21 protein-coding genes are annotated in these 19,890 nt (G+C 68.3%); 4 read left to right on the top strand and 17 right to left on the bottom strand.

Annotated elements, in window-relative coordinates; genetic code table 11:
• Positions 1–442: 442 nt before the first annotated feature.
• The 17 genes from dprA to EJK15_RS56170 form a co-directional block, all read right to left on the bottom strand.
• Positions 443–1,789 carry a DNA-processing protein DprA gene (dprA, locus tag EJK15_RS56250; protein ID WP_338089949.1) on the bottom strand — a complete coding sequence of 449 codons (1,347 nt, stop codon included), beginning with the start codon at positions 1,787–1,789 and terminating at the stop codon, positions 443–445.
• Positions 1,790–2,076: 287 nt separating this feature from the next.
• Entirely contained in the window at positions 2,077–3,612 is a 1,536-nt protein-coding gene (locus tag EJK15_RS56245) for a YifB family Mg chelatase-like AAA ATPase (RefSeq protein ID WP_138718656.1), read from the bottom strand.
• The gene (locus tag EJK15_RS56240) at positions 3,613–3,972 is read right to left on the bottom strand and encodes a YraN family protein (RefSeq protein WP_138718655.1); all 360 of its coding nucleotides are present in this window, start codon (positions 3,970–3,972) and stop codon (positions 3,613–3,615) included. It abuts the gene before it with no gap.
• A gap of 506 nt (positions 3,973–4,478) precedes the next feature.
• Entirely contained in the window at positions 4,479–4,802 is a 324-nt protein-coding gene (locus EJK15_RS56235; protein ID WP_026215037.1) for a DUF2469 domain-containing protein, read from the bottom strand.
• A gap of 39 nt (positions 4,803–4,841) precedes the next feature.
• Positions 4,842–5,510 carry a ribonuclease HII gene (locus EJK15_RS56230; protein WP_138718654.1) on the bottom strand — a complete coding sequence of 223 codons (669 nt, stop codon included), beginning with the start codon at positions 5,508–5,510 and terminating at the stop codon, positions 4,842–4,844.
• Positions 5,511–5,563: 53 nt separating this feature from the next.
• Positions 5,564–6,157, bottom strand: a complete 594-nt coding sequence (gene lepB / locus EJK15_RS56225) for a signal peptidase I (RefSeq protein ID WP_138718653.1) — start codon at positions 6,155–6,157, stop codon at positions 5,564–5,566.
• Positions 6,157–7,017 (bottom strand): signal peptidase I, encoded by an 861-nt coding sequence (lepB, locus tag EJK15_RS56220; protein ID WP_171075131.1) that lies wholly within the window; start codon positions 7,015–7,017, stop codon positions 6,157–6,159. Before lepB (EJK15_RS56220) ends, lepB (EJK15_RS56225) begins: the two co-directional genes overlap by 1 nt.
• A 180-nt stretch (positions 7,018–7,197) precedes the next feature.
• Complete coding sequence (gene rplS, locus EJK15_RS56215) at positions 7,198–7,560, bottom strand: 50S ribosomal protein L19 (RefSeq protein ID WP_138718652.1); 363 nt, start codon at positions 7,558–7,560, stop codon at positions 7,198–7,200.
• A gap of 137 nt (positions 7,561–7,697) precedes the next feature.
• On the bottom strand, positions 7,698–8,477 hold the full coding sequence (trmD, locus tag EJK15_RS56210; protein WP_138718651.1) for a tRNA (guanosine(37)-N1)-methyltransferase TrmD: 780 nt from the start codon (positions 8,475–8,477) through the stop codon (positions 7,698–7,700).
• On the bottom strand, positions 8,477–8,977 hold the full coding sequence (rimM, locus tag EJK15_RS56205; RefSeq protein ID WP_138718650.1) for a ribosome maturation factor RimM: 501 nt from the start codon (positions 8,975–8,977) through the stop codon (positions 8,477–8,479). The genes trmD and rimM overlap by 1 nt, the downstream gene beginning before the upstream one ends.
• Before the next feature lie 70 nt (positions 8,978–9,047).
• The gene (locus tag EJK15_RS56200; RefSeq protein ID WP_043634919.1) at positions 9,048–9,293 is read right to left on the bottom strand and encodes an RNA-binding protein; all 246 of its coding nucleotides are present in this window, start codon (positions 9,291–9,293) and stop codon (positions 9,048–9,050) included.
• Position 9,294: 1 nt separating this feature from the next.
• Positions 9,295–9,735 (bottom strand): 30S ribosomal protein S16, encoded by a 441-nt coding sequence (rpsP, locus tag EJK15_RS56195; RefSeq protein WP_138718649.1) that lies wholly within the window; start codon positions 9,733–9,735, stop codon positions 9,295–9,297.
• Positions 9,736–10,051: 316 nt separating this feature from the next.
• A complete protein-coding gene (ffh, locus tag EJK15_RS56190; RefSeq protein WP_138718648.1) occupies positions 10,052–11,581 on the bottom strand; it encodes a signal recognition particle protein in 1,530 nt (509 codons plus the stop codon).
• A 57-nt stretch (positions 11,582–11,638) separates the two neighbouring features.
• Positions 11,639–12,226 carry a GTP-binding protein gene (locus EJK15_RS56185; protein ID WP_138718647.1) on the bottom strand — a complete coding sequence of 196 codons (588 nt, stop codon included), beginning with the start codon at positions 12,224–12,226 and terminating at the stop codon, positions 11,639–11,641.
• Positions 12,207–12,608 (bottom strand): DUF742 domain-containing protein, encoded by a 402-nt coding sequence (locus EJK15_RS56180; protein WP_420847167.1) that lies wholly within the window; start codon positions 12,606–12,608, stop codon positions 12,207–12,209. Before EJK15_RS56180 ends, EJK15_RS56185 begins: the two co-directional genes overlap by 20 nt.
• A 7-nt stretch (positions 12,609–12,615) precedes the next feature.
• Positions 12,616–13,038: a roadblock/LC7 domain-containing protein gene (locus EJK15_RS56175; protein ID WP_138718646.1), complete on the bottom strand. Its 423-nt coding sequence runs from the start codon at positions 13,036–13,038 to the stop codon at positions 12,616–12,618.
• A complete protein-coding gene (locus EJK15_RS56170; protein WP_138718645.1) occupies positions 13,035–15,869 on the bottom strand; it encodes a sensor histidine kinase in 2,835 nt (944 codons plus the stop codon). Before EJK15_RS56170 ends, EJK15_RS56175 begins: the two co-directional genes overlap by 4 nt.
• A gap of 437 nt (positions 15,870–16,306) precedes the next feature.
• On the opposite strand from EJK15_RS56170, the gene EJK15_RS56165 reads away from it, so the two are divergent.
• From EJK15_RS56165 to EJK15_RS56150, 4 genes are read left to right on the top strand one after another with little or no spacing between them, the layout of a single operon-like run.
• Positions 16,307–17,296, top strand: coding sequence for an ABC transporter substrate-binding protein (locus tag EJK15_RS56165; protein ID WP_240777836.1), 990 nt, complete (start codon positions 16,307–16,309; stop codon positions 17,294–17,296).
• A complete protein-coding gene (locus EJK15_RS56160; protein ID WP_138718644.1) occupies positions 17,293–18,069 on the top strand; it encodes an ABC transporter permease in 777 nt (258 codons plus the stop codon). The genes EJK15_RS56165 and EJK15_RS56160 overlap by 4 nt, the downstream gene beginning before the upstream one ends.
• Positions 18,066–18,857, top strand: a complete 792-nt coding sequence (locus EJK15_RS56155; RefSeq protein WP_240777835.1) for an ABC transporter permease — start codon at positions 18,066–18,068, stop codon at positions 18,855–18,857. Before EJK15_RS56160 ends, EJK15_RS56155 begins: the two co-directional genes overlap by 4 nt.
• Before the next feature lie 16 nt (positions 18,858–18,873).
• Positions 18,874–19,875 (top strand): methyltransferase, encoded by a 1,002-nt coding sequence (locus tag EJK15_RS56150; protein ID WP_138718643.1) that lies wholly within the window; start codon positions 18,874–18,876, stop codon positions 19,873–19,875.
• The last annotated feature ends 15 nt before the right edge of the window (positions 19,876–19,890 follow it).

Here is a 19,890-nt window from a genome sequence, read left to right as displayed (position 1 = left end):
CAGCCCCATGCCACGTCGCACGCCACCACCCCCCATGCCACGCTCCGCGCCACCAGCCCTCATCGCCACGCCACATCACCACGCCCCACATCACCACGGCCACATCCACCGGCCACATCCACCGGGCCACATCCACGGCTAATGAGCCACGGCCGCGGGGAACGGTCAACGGGTCACGCCCACGGCACCGGCCATCAGCACCAGCCGACAGCATCAGCACGGAGTCCGACCTGGTCGCGTTGGTGCATGGCGCCGAATGTGGTGACGGCTACCGCACGATCCTGGCCCACGCCAGCCGTTCACCCGAACAACGACTTCCTCGAGTGCGTATCCCCGCTCCTTCAACCGAACAACGCCACCCTCAAACCCGTGAACGGCTGGCGCGGCCGGTTGAGGGTGCTGTTGCTTGGGTGAAGGAGTGGGTGCCCGAACAACCCGGGTCCTAGCCGCGCGCCCCATCCCCTTCACTTTGACGGTCGCGTTTCCCACCTGCGGAACCGTCCTCCGGGCCAGGAAGGCCGTCCTCTCGGCGTGCGAGGTCGTCTTCGTCCGGGACCGGCGGATCCTGGGTCGGGTCCATGTCCTCCGCGATGGGTGGGGGCTCTAGGGCGGTGGATTCCGAGGCCTTGCGATATGTGGTCGTTTGTTTGCGGAGACGCCAGCCGTCCGGAGTTCGCTCGATGTAGCCCGCGGCTGCCAGGCCGCCCAGTGCGCTGAGGGCGGCGTCCAGGCCAACGCCTGCCTTGACCGCTATGGAGGCAGGGCCGGCTCCGCCTCGAGCGGGGATCGCGTCCAGGACCTTCCTGGTCGACTCGTTGAGCCTGTCCCTCGGGACCGCGGGGGCTCGGGATTGCGGGGTCAGGTCGTCGCCTATCACGCCGACGAGGTCGATCATCTCCTCCGGCGAGGTCACGCACACCGCTTTGCGTTCGCGGAGGAGTCTGTGGCAGCCGGCCGACATGCGCGAGGTCACCGGGCCGGGAACGGCTCCCAGGTGCCTGTTGAGGGACAGGGCGTGGGTGGCCGTGTTGAGTGCCCCGCTGCGCAGGGCGGCTTCCACCACTACCGTGCCTCTCGACAGGGCGGCTATCAGGCGGTTTCTGATGAGGAAGCGTGCCCGGGTGGGGTGGACCCCTGGCGGGCATTCGCTGATCACCACGCCCTGGTCCCTGACGGCCGCGAACAGGGTGTCGTGGTTGCTCGGGTAGCAAATGTCCACGCCGCAGGCCAGAACGACCACCGTCGGGGAGCCGGCGACCAGCGCCCCTCGGTGGGCCGCACCGTCGACGCCGTAGGCGCCGCCCGACACGACGGTCCAGCCTGACTCGCTGAGGCCGACGCCGAACTCGGCCGCGATGTGCACGCCGTACGCCGTCGCGGACCGAGCACCCACGACGGCCACCGACTTGAGGCAGGAGAATCGGAGGTCTGCCGTGCCGTGGAGCCATAGTCCGAGGGGACGGCTCGGGCCCAGTTGGTCCAGTTGAGTGGGCCATTCCGGGGTGCCGGGGATGATCAGTCGAGCACCGGATTTCTCTCCGGCTTCGAGATCGGCGGCGGGGTTCGCGGCTGCCAGGCGGGCGTGCCAGGCGTTCAGGCGGGCGGTCAGGTCTCGGGGACGCTCTTGCTGCGTCTCCTGGGTGGCGAACTCCGGCGGCAGGGTGCGCGTGCGGATCGCGTCCACCGCGCCTGTGGCGCCGTACTGCGTCACGAGGTGGCCCATGATCGTGTCGCCGACGTCCGCGGCCCGCATGAGGGCGGCTCTCGCCTCATGTTCGGCACTGATCACCGAGGCGGCGGTTTGAGGTGGTTGTTGGATCGGCGATGCCGGTGGCCAGGATGGTTTCGCTGCCGTCATTGCGAATGCGAACGGTTGCGTGTCGCGTTCGGGATGCGGGGGTGTGGGTGGAGTCATGACGCCTTCGGGGTGCCGGGATGCTTGGTCGGCAGTTGCAGGGTTGGCATGCGTGTGGGGGATTGCCGGGTTGGCATGCGTGTCGGGGATTGCCGGGTTGGCATGCGTGTCCGGGATTGCCAGGTTGGCCTGCATGTCGGGGGTAGCCGGTTTGGCGTGCATTACGACGTCACCCCTAGCCAGAAGTGAAGGGCGGCGGTGGTCTCGTCTTCCTCGGGCCGGTCCTTGTTGGCGAGGTCGGCGAGGGTCCACGACACGCGGACCGCGCGGTCCAGGCCACGGGCGGTGAGGGTGCCCGAGTCGAGGCAGGAGGTCATGGGTTTCATGGCCTCGGGGGACGGGCGGTAGTCGCTGTGGAGGACGGATGAGGGGATTTCGGCATTCGTCCGCCATGGGGTGCCGGCCAGGCGTTTGGCGGCTCGTTCGCGAGCCACGAGAACGCGTTCGGCCACCGTCTTGCTGGATTCCGCGAACTGGCGGTCGGCCATGAGCTCGCGTCTGGAGGCGCGTACCACGGTGACCTTCATGTCTACGCGGTCGAGGAGCGGGCCCGAAAGCCTGCCGAGGTAGCGGCGCCTGACCGTCGGGGAACATTTGCAGTCTTCCCCCTGGTCTTCGGCTTGGGCGCACGGGCAGGGGTTCGCGGCCAGGACGAGTGTGAATCTGGCCGGGAAGGTGACCGAGCCCGCCGATCTGGACACGGTCACGCGGCCGGACTCCAGCGGCTGCCGCAGCGCGTCAAGCACGTGGCGGGGGAATTCGGGGGCTTCGTCCATGAACAAGACGCCTCGGTGGGCGAGCGAGACCGCCCCGGGGCGCACGATCGTGCTGCCGCCGCCGATGATCGCGGCTGCCGTCGCCGTGTGGTGAGGGCTGACGAACGGCGGTCTGCTCATCATTGGCGCGTTGGACGGCAGGACGCCTGCCACCGAATGGATGGCCGTGACCTCCAGGGCGTGGTCGAGCTCCAGGTCGGGCAGGAGGGTGGGGAGGCGTTCGGCCAGCATGGTCTTGCCGGTGCCCGGCGGGCCGAGCATCCAGAGATTGTGGCCGCCCGCCGCGCACACCTCAAGGGCTCGGCGGGCGACCGGCTGGCCGACGACGTCCGCCAGGTCGACCGCGGGCTCCGTGGTGGACTTGGGGAGCTCCACGCACTCTTCGGCCTGGGGCTCGGGTGCGTCCTCTCCCTTGCGGAGCCACTCCACCAGTTGGCGCAGGTGGGCCACCGGGAACACCTTCACGTCGGGAACCAGGGCGGCTTCCGCCGAGTTGGCGGACGGCACGATGACCGTGGCGTCTCCCTGCTTCGCGGCGCCGAGGATGGAGGGGAGCACGCCGCGTACGGGTCTGATGCGGCCGTCGAGGCCGAGCTCCCCCAGGAAGAACGGCTCCGCGATGCGATCGGCGGGAATCACCCCGGCGGCGCCCAGGATCGCCATCGCGATGGCCAGATCGAACTGGGATCCACGTTTGGGGAGACTGGCCGGGAAGAGGCTGACGATGATGCGGGCGTCGGGCCATGGGTATGTGCTGTTGACCACCGCGGATCTCACCCGGTCGCGGGCCTCGCTCAGTGCCGTGTCGGGGAGGCCGATGAGGTGGATGCCCGCCAGGCCGTTGCCCACGTCGGCCTCGACCTCGACGATGCGGCCCGTGACGCCTACGAGCGCCACGCTGCGAGTGCGGGCCACCGCCATCTAGATCGCCCCCCGTACGTGGCGCAGGGCGAAGTCGCCCGCGAAGCGCTCCAAGGCGATCACGTCCACCCGTACGGCGCTGAACGTACGGGGCTGCGTGGCCAGCCATTTGGCGGCGAGCATCCTTAGCCTGGCCAGTTTGGCGGAGTTCACCGACTCCAGGGCTGTGCCGTGGGATCTGCCTGATCGGGTTTTGACCTCGACGACGATCAGGCTGGGGCCCTCTTCGGCGATGATGTCGATCTCGCCATGGCGGCAGCGCCAGTTGCGTTCGATGATTTTCATCCCCTCGGCCTCCAGGTAGGTCACGGCTAGTTGCTCGCCCTGCTTGCCGAGCTCGAGCTCGTTCTTCGTGGCCATGTGCCGCCTCCGTCAGTTCAGGTCCGGTCCGGGAACCGACCTTCGCGGATGAGGGGTGGCAGGCGTTGGGCCGAATGGGGTTCTGGGGATAGCGGGGTGTGGCTGCCGTTGGTTGTGGATAAGGGCCGTCGTAGACCGTGCCGAGCGACGTAGCGTGCTCGCACGGCCTAGCGAAGCGGCAGGTCCACGTGGCCTAGTACGGGTGGCAGGCAACGCGCGGCGGCACCGCGGCCGAGCGAAATGGCGGCCCGATGCAATGAGGCGACGCATGGCACGGCACTGCGGCCTCAGGGCGACGGACGCTGCGCGACGGAGGGCAGCAAGATGCGGGGCACGGCGCGACGGAGCACGACAGAACGCGGGATGCCGCGCAGCGCGGCAAAGCGGGGCGCCACACGACGGGACGCAGGGCGACGGAGCGGGGCGCCACACGACGGGACGCAGCACGGCAAAGCGCGCTGGGACGCCTGGCACCCGAGCCCGAACGCGACCCCCGGGCCGACCGACTACCCCGAGAACCCCTCCTTGGGCATCTCCAGATCAGCCTTGGCCAGTTCTTCCACGTTGACGTCCTTAAACGTAACCACCCGCACGTTCTTCACGAACCGCGCCGGCCGATACATGTCCCACACCCAAGCGTCCTGCATCTTCACGTCGAAGAAGACGTCGCCGTTCTCCGCGGTACGGACGTCGAGGTCGACCGAGTTGGTCAGATAGAACCGCCGCTCAGTCTCCACGACGTATGTGAACAAACCGACGACATCGCGGTATTCGCGGTAAAGCTGCAGCTCCATCTCGGTTTCGTACTTTTCGAGATCCTCTGCGCTCATCGCGGTCCTCCTGTCGTACCGGTCCCCCGGTTTGCCTGCTCAGGCAACCCCGGCCCCCATTTCATTCTCACCCATCTCCCTGGCCACCGTGACGAATGAGTAACGGTGGTCGGGACATGGGCCGTGCGTTTCCAGCGCCAGCCGGTGCCCCGGTGTGACGTACCCCTTGTGCTCGGCGAAGCCGTACTGCGGGAAGCGCTCGTCGAGCGCGACCATCAGGCGATCCCTCGTCACCTTGGCCACGATCGACGCCGCCGCCACACATGCGGCCACCTGATCCCCCTTCCACACGGCGAGCGACGGCGCCGGCAGCCCCGGCACCGGGAAGCCGTCCGTCAGGATGTACTCCGGGTCACAGGGCAACTGTGCGACAGCTCGCCGCATTCCTGAAACATTGCTTTTGTGAAGACCTTTGGCGTCGATCTCCCCTGGTGGGATGATCACTATGCCGGTGTGGGAGACGCGCATGATCTGGTCGTAGAGGCGTTCGCGCACCAACGGGGTGAGCAGCTTGGAATCGTCGAGGCCGTCGATCTGCCTGCGCAGGATCACGGCCGCGACCACCAGCGGGCCCGCGCAGGCGCCACGGCCGGCCTCGTCGACACCGGCGATCGGGGTGAGGCCGCGGCGAGCCAGCGCCCGCTCATAGGCGTAGAGACCGGAATCGCGCCGGACGACGCTCGGTCGAGGGCGGAACGCAACTGTCATGACACAGGCAGCGTACGCCCCATTCGCCGCAACCCGCGACCGAAAGGCCCCCTCTACTTGACCTTGTCGAAAATGTCGGGCCGGGAGAAGAGATAGCCGCGCGACAGCGGCCAGTAACGCACCACGGCCTTGCCGATCACATCGCCCTCCGAGATGAAGCCCTTGCCGGGCTCCTCCATGTGCGCCCGGGAGTCGGCCGAGGCGCTGCGATGGTCGCCCATCAGCCAGAGCTTCCCGGCCGGCACCGTGACGTCGAACTTGTCGCCGGAAGCGAAATCGTTGGGGTAGAGGTAGGACTTCTCGTCCAGCGGCGTGCCGTTGACGGTGATGCGCTTCTTGGAGTCGCAGCACACCACCTTGTCGCCGCCGACGCCGATGACCCGCTTGATGGTGTCCTCGCCGTTCCAGCCCTTGAACACCACGATGTCGCCGCGCTCGGGCTTGCCCGCGAGCTTGTTGACGAACACCCGGTCGTTCACCAGCAGGGTGTTCTCCATCGAGACGGACGGGATGTAGAACGAGCCGACCACGAACGCCTGCAGCAACAGCGCGATGCCGACGCCCATGACGAGCAGCAGCACCGTCTCGCGGAAGCCGCCCTTCTTCTTCTCTTTCCCCACGCCTTCCGCCTTTTTGGTGACGGCCATCAACGCCTCCTCCGCAGCCAGCGCCGACGGACCAGGACCAAGGGTACGGCGAGCCCGAACCCGGCGACCAGCGGCACGGACCCGCCGAGCGCCTGGAGCGCGGGCTGCCCGAACGTGTCGGGGATGTCGAGCACGCTCGCCCGGTCGAACGGCCAGACGATCACGAATGCCCGCCCGATGACCTGACTCACGGGAATGGACCCGCCACCCGAGTCACCGGTATGGGAGCGCGAGTCGAGCGAGACGGAGCGGTGGTCGCCCATCACCCACAGCCGCTCGGGCGGCACCGTGACGTCGAAGAACTTGTCGGAGGGCACGTTGCCCGGGTAGAGGTAGCTCTCCTCGTCGATGGGCGTGCCGTTGACCGTGATGCGCCCCTTGGAGTCGCAGCACTTGACGTGGTCCCCGCCGACACCGATGACCCGCTTGATGTAGTCCTTCTCGCCGGGCACGATGCCGAACGCCGTGCCGACCCACCGGAAGAACGCCGCGACCGGGTTGGACGGCTCCTCCAGCTGGAACTCGCCGTCCCAGGAGTCGACCCCGGAGAACACGACCACGTCGCCCCGCTCGATGTCGCGCGTGTGATAAACGAGCTTGTTGACCAGGACCCTGTCGTTTTTCAGCAGGGTGTTTTCCATCGATTCCGACGGAATGTAGAAGGCCTGGACCACAAACGTCTTGATGATCAGGGCCAGCACCAGGGCTACAACGACAAGAACAGGAAGCTCTTTCCAGAACGACCCCTTCTTCTCTTTCTTTCCGCCCTTGGCCGGCTTCTGAGTCTCTTCGGCGACCACGTCCACCTCGTCCTCGACAGGGCGGCGCGCCGCGCCGTGCTCCTGGCTCTCGCTAGTCATCGCTGACGAGCCTAGATGATGGATCGGCTCGACAAGCCGCGACCGACGTTACACCGGGCACGAGTCGCTCCACATAAAGGAAACGGCGCTGCAAAACCGAATGGCCCGCGCTGAAGGCACGGGCCAAAGGCACAAGACCGAGGGCCGCGCACCGCGGCCCCCGGTGGGAAGAACGGAGCCCTACTTCGCGGGCGTCGCCTCGCGCTTCTCGCGAATGCGGGCGGCCTTGCCGCGCAGGTCGCGCATGTAGTAGAGCTTGGCGCGGCGCACGTCGCCGCGGGTCAGAAGCACGACCTTCTCGATGACCGGGCTGTGCACGGGGAAGGTGCGCTCGACGCCGACGCCGTAGCTGACCTTGCGGACCGTGAAGGTCTCGCGGGCGCCGCTGCCCTGCCTGCGCAGCACGAAGCCCTTGAAGACCTGAATACGGGAGCGGTTGCCTTCCACGACTCGTACGTGAACCTCGAGCGTGTCACCGGGGCGGAAATCCGGCACATCGCTGCGCAGGGTCCCCTTCTCGAGCTCCTGGATCTTCGTGTGCATGAGAGCTGTCCTCAAGTCCTCGTGAGCACGCGGAGGTCCACCCGGCCGTAGCTCGCGGCGGACGCGCCTGCTGATGTGATGAACCCGGGACCGTTTCCCGGGCATGACGGACCAACCAATTGACAGTTGGCAGCGATTCAGTTTGCCATATCTTCCGGCCCGACGCGAAACGACAGCTCCTCGAGGAGCCTTCTGTCGTGCTTGTCGAGCGTCTCGGGGTCCAGCGCCGCCACCAGCTCGGGCCGGTTGCGCATGGTACGGCGCAGCGCCTCGTCCCGCCGCCACCTGGCCACCTTCCCGTGGTGCCCGGACAGCAGCACGGCGGGGACCTCGTGGCCCCGCCAGACGGGTGGCTTGGTGTAGACGGGACCCTCGACCAGGTTCCGCATGGAACCGGGCGCGAACGAGTCGTCCACGGCCGACTGGGCGTTGCCCAGCACACCCGGCAGCAGCCTGCCGATGGCCTCCACCATGACCAGCACCGCGACCTCGCCGCCGGCGAGCACGTAGTCGCCGATGCTGACCTCGTCCACCCGCAGCCGCGCGCCGTATTCGGCCATGACCCGCGAGTCGATGCCCTCGTAGCGCCCGCACGCGAACAGCAGCCACGGCTCCCCCGCCAGCTCCTGCGCGAGCTCCTGAGTGAACGGCCGGCCGCTCGGCGTCGGGACGATCATCCGGGGCGCGCCGTCCCCGATCACCGCGTCGATGGCCTCGCCCCACACCTCGGGCTTCATGACCATGCCTGGACCGCCCCCGTAGGGGGTGTCGTCGACGGTCTTGTGCACGTCGTGGGTCCAGTCGCGCAGCTGGTGGACGCGTACGTCGAGCGTGCCTCGCTCACGCGCCTTGCCGATCAGTGAGACGTCCAGCGGCGCGAAGTACTCAGGGAAGATCGAGACGATGTCGAGCCGCATCACAGCAGGCCCTCTGGCGGATCGACGATCAGCCGGCCCGCCTCCACATCGACCTCGGGCACCAGAGCCTTGACGAACGGGATGAGCGCATCGTCCTGCCCCTTGCGGCGCACCACGAGGAGGTCCTGGCCGTGATGGAGTACGTCTTCCACCTCGCCGACCGGGTCACCGGAGACGGTCTCCACCGCCAGGCCGATCAGCTCGTGGTCGTGGAACTCGTCGGGGTCGCCGGTCGGCTCGACCTCGGCCGAGTCGATGACCAGCATGGTGCCCCGCAGCTCGTCAGCCGTGTCGCGGTCGGAGACCCCCTCGAACGACATCAGCAGCATGCCCTTGTGCCAGCGGCGCGCGGCGATGACGAGCGGCCCTCTGTCGGCGGGGTCCGTCGCGATCGACGCGCCGACGGGGAAGCGCAGCTCGGGATCGTCGGTGCGCACCTCCACGGTCACGTCACCGCGTACCCCGTGCGGACGGCCTATCCGGCCGACGACCAGCTGCACGTGAATCTGCCCTTTCTAACGCAAGCGCCCCCATCGGTCAGCGAACCGATGAGGGCGCGAGAACCTGACGCTAACGGACTGCTTCGTGCAGGTCGAGCAAGTCGACCCGAACGTACTTCCCGTCGGCCAGGGCGTTCACGACCGTGCGCAGCGCCTTGGCGGTGCGCCCGCCGCGTCCGATGACCTTACCCAGGTCCTCGGGGTGCACCCGGACCTCCAGGACGCGCCCGCTGCGAATGCGGCGTGCGCGGACCCGGACATCGTCTGGATGTTCGACGATGCCCTTCACGAGGTGCTCGAGAGCCTCCTCGAGCACGTCAGCCCTCGCCCTCAGTCGGGGTCTCGGCGGGGGCCTCGGTCTCTTCCTTCTTCTTGGCCTTGCGCGGCGTGGTGGCGGCCGTGCCGGTGTCGCCACCGGACAGTGCCTCCTTGGCCGCGGCCTCGTAGAGGGCGTGACGGTCGGGCGCGGGCTCGGCGACCAGGAGCGGCGCCGGGGCGGGCTCGCCCTTGAACTTCTGCCAGTCGCCGGTGAGCTTGAGCAGCTTGAGCACCGGCTCGGTCGGCTGTGCGCCGACACCGAGCCAGTAGGCCGCACGCTCGGCGTTGACCTCGATGCGCGAAGGGTGATCCTTCGGGTGGTACAGGCCGATCTCTTCGATCGCCCGGCCGTCACGCTTGGTGCGGCTGTCGGCGACGACGATACGGTATTGAGCGTTGCGGATCATGCCGAGCCGCTTGAGCTTGATCTTGACTGCCACGGGTGTGGTCTCTCCTGCATTCGAGCGTGGGTGAACGGCGTCTCGCCGAGTGGGGCACGACTTGACGACGCTCCAGGGACAGGCGTGGCCGGCGGGAGGTGAGAGGGCACCCACCTGGTCACGGTGTTCCAACATGTCATTGTGCCAGATCTACGGCACTGCCTTCGACCTCATAGGGAAGGGCGACGCAAAGGCTCGGCAAGAATGCGGCCTCACCCGTCCTCAGACGCCTGCCGCGGCCGTCACCGGTGACCACGGCGACACGATGCTCCGGCGCCACGTTACCGAGGCGCACGTGCGGCCGTGCTCGGGCGCGCTACTTCTGGCCGGGAAGATTGAACTTGGACGGGTCGAAGCCGGGCGGCAGCTTGCCGCCCAGGTTGCCCAGCAGCCCGCCCTGCTTCGGCTGCGCCGGCGCCTCGGCGGAGGACGTCTTCTCCAGCCCCGCCTTGCGCGGGTCGCCGCTGACGCGCCGCCCCTTCTTGTTCTTCTTCTGCCCCTTCGCCACCTTGCCGCGCCCGCCCGGCATGCCGGGAATGCCCATGCCCCCCGCCATCCGCTTCATCATCTTCTGCGCCTCGAAGAAGCGGGTGACCAGGTTGTTGACAGCGGTGACCGTGACGCCAGAGCCGTTGGCGATGCGAACGCGGCGGGACCCATTGATGATCTTCGGGTCCTGACGCTCGGCCGGGGTCATGGAGCGGATGATCGCGGCGATGCGGTCGAGGTCGCGGTCGTCGATGGAGTTGATCTGGTCGCGCATCTGGCCCATGCCGGGCATCATGCCGAGCAGGTTCTTGATGGGCCCCATCTTCTGGACCATCATCATCTGCTCGAGGAAGTCGTCGAGCGTGAAGTTCTCGCCCGACGTGAGCTTGCCGGCCATCTTGGTGGCCTGCTCTTCGTCGAACGTCTTCTGGGCCTGCTCGATCAGGGTGAGGATGTCACCCATGTCGAGGATGCGGGAGGCCATCCGGTCCGGGTGGAAGGCGTCGAAGTCCTCGAGCTTCTCGCCGGTGGAGGCGAACATGATCGGCCGGCCGGTGATGTGCCTGACCGACAGCGCGGCACCGCCCCGGGCGTCGCCGTCGAGCTTGGTCAGCACGACGCCGTCGAAGCCTACGCCCTCCATGAACGCCCGCGCCGTGGTGACGGCGTCCTGGCCGATCATGGCGTCGACGACGAACAGGACCTCGTCGGGGCTGACCGCGTCGCGGATGTCGGCGGCCTGCTTCATCATCTCCTGGTCGATGCCCAGGCGACCGGCGGTGTCGATGATGACGATGTCGTGCTGCAGGCGCCTGGCCTCGTCGATCGACCCGCGGGCGACCGCGATCGGGTCGCCGACGCCGCTGCCGGGCTCCGGCGCGTAGACCGCGACCCCGGCGCGCTCGCCCACGACCTGGAGCTGCTGGACGGCGTTGGGGCGCTGCAGGTCGGCGGCGACCAGCATGGGCGCATGGCCCTGGTCGCGCAGCCACCTGGCCAGTTTGCCGGCCAGGGTCGTCTTACCGGCGCCCTGGAGGCCCGCCAGCATGATGACGGTCGGCGGCGTCTTGGCGAAGCGGAGCCTGCGGGTCTCGCCGCCGAGGATCCCGATCAGCTCGTCATTGACGATCTTGACGACCTGCTGCGCCGGGTTGAGCGCCTGGGAGACCTCGACCCCGCGGGCGCGCTCCTTGACCTGGGCGACGAACTCCTTGACCACCGGGAGCGCGACATCGGCCTCCAGCAGGGCGATGCGGATCTCCCGGGTGGTGGCGTCGATGTCGGCATCGGACAGCCGGCCCTTGGATCGGAGGGAGGAGAAAACCGATGTGAGGCGGTCGGAAAGCGTCTCGAACACGTGGTTGGCCAGTCCTCGAAGCGAATGAACGTCTAAGGCTCCAGCCTATCCGCTCTCCTAGCCGCTCCAGCCTGGCACGGCCATCCGAACCGTAAGAGCGTGCTCGACGAGGTTGATCAGAGCGCTCTTGACCGAGTCCTTGGAACGGGCGTCGAGCCTGACCATCGGGATGTGCGGAGCCAAGGTCAGGGCGTCGCGTACCTCGGCGTCGCTGTGCAGGTATTCACCGTCCCAGCCGTTCACCCCCACGATGAACGGCAGCTGGGCCTCTTCGAAATAGTCGATGGCCGGGAAGCTGTCGGCCAGGCGCCGGGTGTCCACGAGGACGACCGCGCCGATGGCGCCGCGTACCAGGTCGTCCCACATGAACCAGAACCGGTGCTGCCCGGGCGTGCCGAACAGGTAGAGGATCAGGTCCCTGTCCAGCGAGACCCGGCCGAAGTCCATGGCCACGGTCGTGGTCGACTTCAGCGGCGTCATGCCCAGGTCGTCGATGCCCGCGGAGGCGTCCGTCATGACGGCCTCCGTGGTCAACGGCATGATCTCCGACACCGCACCGACGAACGTCGTCTTGCCCACCCCGAAGCCCCCGGCCACGACGATCTTCGTCGAGGTTAAGCCGGGGCTAGAGCCTGCGAAGTCCACTGAGCACCCTTTCCAGCAGGTTGACGTCCGGCCTACCTGCATCCAGCTGCGGCTGATGCACTCGTACGAGGCCTTCGGCCGCCATATCCGCGATCAGAACACGCACCACGCCGAGCGGGATCCGCAGCAGGGCGGACACCTCCGCCACGGACCGGACCTGAAGGCAGAGCTGGCTGATCGCCTTGTACTCGGGCGTGATGTGTGAGAACTCCCGGTGCTCGGCGGTCGCCGAGGACACCAGAGCCTCCATCGCCAGCTTGACCTTGGGCGCGGTACGCCCGCCCGTGACGGCGTAGGGCCGCACCGGCGAGGCGGGGTCAGAGCTGTGGGGCGGGGGCGGCGAGGGCTCCCAGCCGCCGCTGTTCCATCTGGGGTCAGTCACTTTTACATCACCTGGTCTGGCTGGCGCGCAGCTCCGCGCGCACAGCCGGGGTCAGCACCTGACCGGCGCGGTCGACCATGAGCGTCATCTGGTAAGCGACCAGCCCCATGTCACAGTCCGGGGCGGCCAGCACCGCCAGACATGAGCCGTCGCTGATCGACATGATCAGCATCAGCCCCCGTTGCATCTCCACAATCGTCTGATTGACCGCGCCGCCCTCGAAGACCCTGGCGGCGCCGTGCGTGAGACTCACCAGCCCCGACGCGATCGCGGCCAGCTGATCAGCCCGGTCGGCCGGAAAGCCCGACGACGCCGCCAGCGGCAGCCCGTCGGACGAGACGACCACCGCGTGCGCGACCCCCGGAACGGTACTGACGAAGTCGGTGATTAACCAGTCCACCCCGCGTGCCGCGTGGCTCAGGTCGTTCACGCGCCCTCCTCCCTACTGTTACTCCTGGGGCCGGACCCGAACGTCCTGCCCTCGCTGATGTCGTCGCGTGCGGCTCTGAAGCCTTGTTGGAAGCTCGAGAGCCGGCTGCGTATCCGGTCCGGCGAGACCGCCGGCATGGGCGCGACACCCTTCGGCGCGGAGACGGCGTCGGCGGAGCCCGGCACCAGGTTCGCCTTGGGCACCCGCTTGGGCAGCCCGGCCGCGGTCGACCCGTCACGCGCCGGCTCCACCGCGGCCTGGGCCGCGCTCCAGCCGGCGTCGGCCTTGGCCGAGCCCCATGTGGCGCCGCTGTCGGTGCCGTGCTCGAACCAGGCCGACTCGACCGAGGCGAAGATCGGCAGGTACTCGTCCCCGGCCGAGGCGGGCTTGACCACCGGGATGGGGCCCGTCGCTGCGGACTCGGTCTCGGGGAACTCGTAGCGCTGCGACGTGGGGGCCGGCGGCTGCTCGACAGGCTGCGACCAGGCCCGCTGTTCCTCGGGCGGGGCGCCCCGCCGGGGCAGCGCGGTCTCGCCCGTCGAGGGCCCGCGCGAGGACACCCAAACGTCAGAGGACGGAGCGGAGTTGTTGGACATCCAGTTGCCTGCCTCGGCGGGCCACTGCGGCACCGACGGCCAGGAGGTGCCTGTGCCCTGCGGCGCCGGCTCCGAGGGGTACGACGGGTGTCCGGGGCCGAGCTGGTAGCCGGAAGCCGGCCACGGGCTCGCGGCCGCGGGCTGCGGCGTCGGGAAGACCCCTCCGCGAGGGGGAGCGCCCCCGGCGCCGGCGCCGGCGGGCTGGGAGCCCGCGAACGAGGGGGCCTGCGCGCCGAGCAGCGACTCGGGGATGAGCACCATCGCGGTCAGGCCGCCGGAGCCGTGCGAGCGCAGCTGCACGCGGATGCCGTGGCGGTGGGCCAGCCTGGCGACCACGAACAGGCCCATGCGGCGGGAGACCGCGACGTCCACGGTCGGCGAGTCGATCAGGCGCTCGTTGGCCTGGATCAGCTCCTCCTGGGCCATGCCGATGCCGGAGTCGCTGATGGAGAGCATGATGCCGCCGCCGTCGATCCTGCTGCCCGAGACCGGTACGCGGGTCTCGCGCGGCGAGAACGACAGGGCGTTCTCGATCAGCTCGGCCAGCAGGTGGATGACGTCGTTGACGGCCTGGCCGGCGATGGAGACGCCCTCGGGCACCTCCAGCACGACGCGCTCGTAGTTCTCGACCTCCGACAGCGAGGCGCGGGCGACGTCTACGAGCTTGACCGGCTGGCTCCAGCGGCGCGGCGGCTCCTGCCCGGCGAGGACCAGCAGGTTCTCACTGTTGCGGCGCATGCGGGTGGCCAGGTGGTCAAGCTTGAAGAGGTTCCCGAGCCGCTGCTCGTCCTGCTCGCCCTGCTCAAGGCCGTCGATGAGGGTGATCTGCCGCTCGACCAGGGTCTGGCTGCGCCGCGACAGGTTCACGAACATGGCGTTGACGTTGCTCCGCAGCCTGGACTCCTCGCCGGCCAGGCGGATGGCCTCGCGGTGCACCTCGTCGAACGCCCGCGCCACTTCGCCGATCTCGTCCTTGGAGTTGATCTCGATGGGCGGGACGCTCAGCCGCTCGGGGTCGACGTCGGTGGTGCGCAACTGGCGGACGAGGTCGGGAAGAGTCTGGCCGGCGATCTTGAGTGCGTCACCGCGCAGGCGCCGGAGCGGACGTACGAGCGAGCCCGCCATGATGGCGGTGATGGCGAGGACCAGGACCAGCAGGGCGCCCACGATCGAGATGTTGATCGCGGCGAGCTGCCGGTCGCCGCTGGCGAGGTCGGCACTCCTGGTGGCCACCTGGTCGCCGAGCGACTTCTGGACGTCGTGGAACCGGTCGACGGTCTCGCTGATGGCGTCGAACCAGCGGTCGACGTCGTTGTTGGTGGAGGTGTCGAGCCTGCGCAGGTACTGCCCCCTGGCGCTGCTGGTCGACGGGATACCGGCGGCGTTGGTGTGCAGCAGCACGGAGCGGTCGATGTAGAGCTCGGCACGACCGATCTTCACGCTGGCGACGGTGTTGTCGAACGCCTGCCGCTGGTCCAGCGTGGCGACGGCCAGGAAGGCGGCCCGCTCGCTGTCGCGCCGGGAGTTGGCGTCGAGGAACGCGCTGAACTCGGTCTCGAGGAAGGACCCTCGGACGAGGCCGATCGTCAGGAGCGCGCGCTGCTTGGACGCCTCTTCTTCAGCTCGGGCGATGGCGCGCAGGGCGGCGCTGGTGGCGATCAGCTGCTCGTCCGTCGCGCCCTGGGCGACCTCGTCGTAGAGCTGCAGCATCTCGGCGATGGTCTCGGAGTACTTCTCCATCGTCGGCAGGGGCGGCATCTGCGTCTTCGTCACCGTCTCGCGCAGCGAACCCAGCTGGTCGAGCCGGACCTTGATGCGGTCGAGGCTCCTGCGGCCGATGTCGGACAGGGACGGCTCGACGGTCTGCGCGGTCGACAGGACGCGCTTGACGCTGACGTCGACGACCTCCTGCTGGGCGGCGAGTCGCCCCTCGACGTCCGCCGACCGGCCGGAGGCGGCGTAGCGGGTGGCCAGGTCGCGCTCGAGGCCGAGGTCGCGGGAGACCTCGCCGAACTGGGTGACCAGCCTGCCGACCTCGCCGATGACCTGGGCCTGCTCCGCGCCACTGATCGAGCTGGTGACGCGCAGGCCACCGAAGACCACGGCCACGATCGTGGGAACGGCGATGAGGGCGATGAGGCGGGTGCGTACACGCCAGTTCCGCAGCGCGAGCGAGCTGCCCGCCTTGGGCAGCTTCACCTCCGGCACCTCGCCGCCCGCCGGCTCGTCGGGCACGTCCGGAGCCCTACCACGACCGGGGCCGGTCGTTGTTGTCCTCACTGGTGGCAACCTCTCGCCATGGCCTGCTTCAGGGGGTCTCAGCGGCTTCGTCCGAGGGACGAGTGATCGCAGGCAGGTTCGAGGCCCAATTTGAGCACAAACCTCATACTTCAGCCAACGTCTCTGCCGTTTTCAACCGTTCCAGCTCACACATTGTTCACCTGGCAAGCCTCTGACCACGGAGCGCAACCACACCACCAAGGCGGACATACTACCATCAATCAGCCTTAATCTCCATATTTACATCTATAGTCGTTTATTATCACATTTATCAGATAAACCTCGTATACGAGGCGCAGAGCTGCCGATCTGATCTCCCCTTCCGGTACGCTTCACGCCCGGTATCCTGTCCCGATCTCCAGAAGACTTCCCCCTGGTAGGAGAACCCCCCCATGACACGCAAACTGCGCTGCAGCGCCGTCGCACTCGGCGTCGCAGTCGCTCTTGTGCTTACCGGCTGCAGCAGCTCCGACAGCTCAACGAGCGCCTCGGCCGGCGCCAACGGCTTGGAGAAATCCACGATCAAGGTCGGGGCGATCCCGATCCCTGACTCCGTGTCGCTCTATGTCGCCATCAACAAGGGCTACTTCAAGCAGGAGGGCCTGACGGTCGAGCCGGTGACCATCACCGGTGGCGCGGCCGCGATGCCGAAGCTCATGAGCGGCGAGCTCGACGCCACGCTTCAGAACTACGTGTCGGGGTTGGTGGCCTTCAGCAAGGGACAGAAGATCAAGCTGGTCGCGGAAGCCTCCCAGGGCGCCCCGAACACGTTCAACATCATGGTCCCGAAGGACTCGCCCATCAACACGGTGGCGGACCTGAAGGGCAAGACCGTCGCGGTCAACACCCTGAACAACATCGCCACGCTCGCCGTGGAGACGCAGCTCAAGGTGGCTGGGCTCACCAAGGACGACGTCAAGTACAAGGAGGTCGCGTTCCCCGACATGGGCAACGCGCTCACCAATGGCCTGGCCGACGCGGGCTGGATGGTCGAGCCCTTCATCACGACCACCCAGAGCACGCAAGGCTTCCGCAAGCTGGCCGACACGATGACCGGCCAGACCGAGAACTTCCCCATCTCCGGCTGGTCGGTCACCGAGGCATGGGCGCAGAAGAACCCGAAGACGGTGGCCGCGTTCCAGCGAGCGATCGCCAAAGCGCTGAAGGACCTCTCGACCGACCGCAAGGAGCTCGAGAAGGCCCTGCCGACGTACACGAAGATCGACGCGAAGACCGCGTCCGTGATCACACCGCTCGCGTACCCGACTGAGCTGACCGCGAACCGCCTGCAGAAGGTGGCCGACCTCCTGCTCGAATACAAGTACATCGAGAGCCAGATCGACGTGAAGTCCATCATCGTCCCGGCCCCCCCGGCCGGATGACCGGTGCTCGAGTGCTCCGCGGCGCCGCCGGCGCCGCGGGGCTCCTTGCCGTCGGGGAGCTGCTCATCCGCTTCGCCATGAGCGACGACCTGACCTTCCCGGCCCCCTCGACCATCCTGTACGAAGCCGTGCTCCTCCTGGTCGACACCGATTTCCTGACAGGACTCGGCACGACCCTGACGAACTGGGCGCTCGGCCTGCTGATCGCGATCGGGATCTCCGTCCCCCTGGGCGTGCTGCTCGGCGCGCTGCCGCCGGTGGAACGGGCCATCAGGCCCGTGCTGGAGTTCATGCGCCCGATCCCCTCCGTCGCGATCATCCCGCTCGCCATCCTGCTGATCCCGGTGGACGGGCTGATGAAGATCTCGGTCATCGTGTACGCCTGCATGTGGCCGATCCTGATCAACACCCTCTACGGCATGCGCGACGTGGACCCGCTGGCCAAGGAGTCCCTGCGCAGCTTCGGCTTCGGCCCGCTGGCCGTGCTGGCCAGGGTGAGCCTGCCCAGCGCCGCCCCGTTCGTCGCGACGGGGGTCAGGATCGCCGCCGGCATCGCGCTGATCCTGGCCGTCAGCGCCGAGCTGCTGGCCGGAGGCACTGCCGGCATCGGCGTCTACGTGATCCAGGCGAGTAGCGGCAACCGGATGGATCTCATGATGGCGGCGACGTTCTGGGCCGGGATATTCGGCGTGATCGCGAACCTGGTGCTGCAGGCCGGAGAGCGCCGCCTGTTCCACTGGCACCGCATGCGGACGGGAGCGCAGGAGTCGTGAAAGCCCTCTTGAAAGCCGGCGCCAGGCTCTGGGTCATCCCCGTGGTGCTCGTCGCCTGGGAGTTCATCGCGCGCGGGCTGGAGGACCTCGACTTCCCCCCGCCCACGTTGATCGTCGCCCGCATGTACGAGCTGTGGTTCTCCGGGCCCATCTCGCGGATCTTCCTCACCGACGACGCGGTGGACAACCTGCTGCCGAGCCTGGGCCGCATGCTCACCGGCTGGGTCCTGGCCGCCGTGCTCGGCGTCGTGCTCGGCGTGCTGCTCGGGCGCTCGCGGACGGCGACCGATTACGTGGACCCGCTGATCGAGTTCGGCCGGGCCATCCCGCCGCCGCTGCTGCTGCCGGTGTTTCTCGTGCTGTTCAAGGCCGGGCTGACCATGCAGCTGGCCACGATCGTGTTCGGCGTGATCTGGCCCGTGCTGCTCAACTCCATCGACGGGGTCAGGGCCGTGGACCGCACCTACACCGACACGGCCACGGTGTTCAACCTGTCGAAGGCGCAGTACCTGCGCGTGGTGGTCCTCCCGGCCGCCTCGCCGAAGATCTTCGCCGGGCTACGGCTGAGCCTGTCGCTCGCGCTGATCCTCATGGTCATCGCGGAGCTGTTCGGCAGCACCGACGGCATCGGCTATCAGCTGCTGCAGGCCCAGCGCAGCTTCGACGGCGCCGGGGTCTGGGCCACGATCGCCCTGCTCGGCGTGCTCGGTTACCTCGCCAACTCCCTGTTCGTGCTGGCCGAGCGGCGCCTGCTCGTCTGGCACCGGCAGGCCACCCGTAACGCGTGATCCTCCGGAAGGAAACATGCCGCATTCCGACGAGCTCCTCTGGGGAGCCGTAGGCGACATCTCCCGTTTCGCGGCCCTGCTGACGATGGCGGAGCTGGGTCTGGCCGACCACCTGGCGCACGGCCCGCTCGACACCGGCGAGCTGGCCAGGCGCTGCGGCGCGCACGCCCCGTCGCTGCGCAGGGTCCTGCGCGAGCTGGCCGGCATGGACGTGGTCCGCCCCGCCGGCCCGGACACCTACGACCTCACAGCCAGGGGCACCGCGCTGCGCTCGGAGGTCCCCGACTCGATCCGCTCCTCGATCCGCATGCTCGGCGAGGAGGGCTTCTGGTACGCCATGGGCATGCTCCCCGCCACGGTGCGGGACGGCAGCTCGGCCTTCGCGAAGCGGTATGGCCACCTCTACGACCACCTCGCGAAGAATCCCACGTCGAGCAGCATGTTCGACGACTACATGAGACGCCGGGCCGTCCCCCTCACCGAGGGCCTGGCCAAGCGGTACGCCTTCCCCGCCACCGCGACCATGGTCGACGTGGCCGGCGGCAAGGGCCACATCCTGGCCACGGTCCTGCACGCCAACCCGACCATGCGCGGCATCCTGTTCGACCTGGAGCACGTGGCCGCCCACGCCACGGCGGCGCTGGCCGCGGAGGGCCTGTCCGACCGGACAGAGGTCGTCTCCGGCGACTTCTTCGCCTCGGTCCCGGCCGGCGACGTCTACCTGCTGGCCAGCGTCCTGCACAACTGGGACGACGAGGACGCTGTCAAGATCCTGCGCAACGTCCGCCGGGCCATGAACCCTGGCGGCAGCGTCCTGGTGCTCGAAGTGGTGCTGCCCGACGACGAGACCCCGCATCTCGGCAAGGACTTCGACATGCGGATGCTGGCCATCTTCAACGGCGGTACCGAGCGGAGCCGCGACGAGTACGCCGCCCTGCTCGGCCAGGCGGACCTGGCGCTCGGCGACGTCGTCGAGCTGGGCGCCGGCGCGAGCCTCATCGAGGCCATATCTCGCTGAAACTCTCCCCCCCGT

Origin of the sequence: Nonomuraea basaltis, from assembly GCF_005893125.1 — a bacterium.
Lineage (GTDB): Bacteria > Actinomycetota > Actinomycetes > Streptosporangiales > Streptosporangiaceae > Nonomuraea > Nonomuraea basaltis.
The sequence above is the reverse complement of the archived record's forward strand: the minus strand, read 5'-3'. Positions and strand labels throughout refer to the sequence as shown.

What these genes read in the sequence shown, in the direction of transcription:
- EJK15_RS56245 (WP_138718656.1), bottom strand. Translation starts at nt 3,612, where the DNA reads ATGGCGGTGGCCCGCACTCGCAGCGTGGCGCTCGTAGGCGTCACGGGC.
- EJK15_RS56240 (WP_138718655.1), bottom strand. Translation starts at nt 3,972, where the DNA reads ATGGCCACGAAGAACGAGCTCGAGCTCGGCAAGCAGGGCGAGCAACTA.
- EJK15_RS56235 (WP_026215037.1), bottom strand. Translation starts at nt 4,802, where the DNA reads ATGAGCGCAGAGGATCTCGAAAAGTACGAAACCGAGATGGAGCTGCAG.
- EJK15_RS56230 (WP_138718654.1), bottom strand. Translation starts at nt 5,510, where the DNA reads ATGACAGTTGCGTTCCGCCCTCGACCGAGCGTCGTCCGGCGCGATTCC.
- lepB (WP_138718653.1), bottom strand. Translation starts at nt 6,157, where the DNA reads ATGGCCGTCACCAAAAAGGCGGAAGGCGTGGGGAAAGAGAAGAAGAAG.
- lepB (WP_171075131.1), bottom strand. Translation starts at nt 7,017, where the DNA reads ATGACTAGCGAGAGCCAGGAGCACGGCGCGGCGCGCCGCCCTGTCGAG.
- rplS (WP_138718652.1), bottom strand. Translation starts at nt 7,560, where the DNA reads ATGCACACGAAGATCCAGGAGCTCGAGAAGGGGACCCTGCGCAGCGAT.
- trmD (WP_138718651.1), bottom strand. Translation starts at nt 8,477, where the DNA reads ATGCGGCTCGACATCGTCTCGATCTTCCCTGAGTACTTCGCGCCGCTG.
- EJK15_RS56165 (WP_240777836.1), top strand. Translation starts at nt 16,307, where the DNA reads ATGACACGCAAACTGCGCTGCAGCGCCGTCGCACTCGGCGTCGCAGTC.
- EJK15_RS56160 (WP_138718644.1), top strand. Translation starts at nt 17,293, where the DNA reads ATGACCGGTGCTCGAGTGCTCCGCGGCGCCGCCGGCGCCGCGGGGCTC.
- EJK15_RS56150 (WP_138718643.1), top strand. Translation starts at nt 18,874, where the DNA reads ATGCCGCATTCCGACGAGCTCCTCTGGGGAGCCGTAGGCGACATCTCC.